This window comes from Lutibacter sp. HS1-25 (assembly GCF_004121075.1).
GTDB lineage: Bacteria > Bacteroidota > Bacteroidia > Flavobacteriales > Flavobacteriaceae > Lutibacter.
In genome coordinates, this window is record NZ_RHLN01000120.1 from 1 (window position 1) to 1,113 (window position 1,113).

The 1,113-nt window shown below is 28.0% G+C and carries 1 protein-coding gene; it reads right to left on the reverse strand.

Going from position 1 to position 1,113, the window contains the following annotated elements; all coding sequences use genetic code 11:
* Positions 1-353 precede the first annotated feature (353 nt).
* The gene (locus tag EC396_RS12825) at positions 354-626 is read right to left on the reverse strand and encodes a hypothetical protein (RefSeq protein ID WP_129366945.1); all 273 of its coding nucleotides are present in this window, start codon (positions 624-626) and stop codon (positions 354-356) included.
* Positions 627-1,113: the final 487 nt, after the last annotated feature.

Genomic DNA, 1,113 nt, shown 5'->3' on the forward strand with positions numbered 1-1,113 from the left:
TTGTCATTTTATTTTAAATATTTATAGAATTCGTTGCTCAATTCTATTTATTTCAATGAGCTTTTTTGTCAAATATTCAGACAAATAAATGATTTTGAATCAAATAACTCAAAATAAGAATTCCGATGACATATTGCCTAACGGGCTTTTATAAGATTTGTGCGACTGGAAAATCGGAGATTTTTCTGCCGTAGCAAATCGTTAGTTGAATGTTTGTCGTTTGTGTTAGTTCAAATGTAAGCATAAATTATATGAGGTGTTGCCCAATTTAGCTTTTAGTTAATTTGTTCTAATCATTCTAAAATTTATATTTTTCTTTAAATAGTTCTCAATTTACTTTTCATTGCGTTTTTTCAATTCTCTTTGTCAATATTTTCGTAAATTCTATATCCAATAACTCCACCAATGGATAATGATAAAATTAAATTTAAAATATTCGGCTCAGGATGTCCGTTACTTGCTGGTCCAGCACTATAGAAAAAACTCATTAATGAATTCATTTCGTGTGTGTGGTAATAACAAGCATCAGGAATTAATAAACTATAGATTAAAGTGAAACTAATCAAAACCACTACAATTCCACCAATTGAAATAAAAATCCACTTTGAAGTTTTACTTTTTCTCATTTAGTATTTTTTGTTATTAATAAATTCGTCTTTTTTCGATTAATTTTAGATTCTTAAATATTGTTTATTTTTTACGTTTCATTGAGCTTTTTTCGTTTCAACTTTTTCTCAGAAATTTCGCTTTTTTTAACCTCAGAATTATTCTCATTTATTAAATCTGAGTTTCCTCCGCTATTTTGGGCAACTTGTTATATACTTCTATTATATTGGTTTATCCGTATTGCTTTTTTGGGATAAACGTGGATTTTAGTTGTGCTATTCAAATATAAAAATAACATTGCAATAATGTTGAGGTTTTGAAATAAACTATTAAAGCTCTTTATTACCTGCACGAATGTTTGTGGTTTGTTGGGATTATCCTAATGGAAACGGATTTGTTGGGTGTTCGAATTATGAAAACTTTCGATATGTTTTGGGAACGGGCTTTTATAAGATTTGTGCGGTTTAAAAATACGATAATTTTCAGCCGTAGCAAATTGTTTATTTA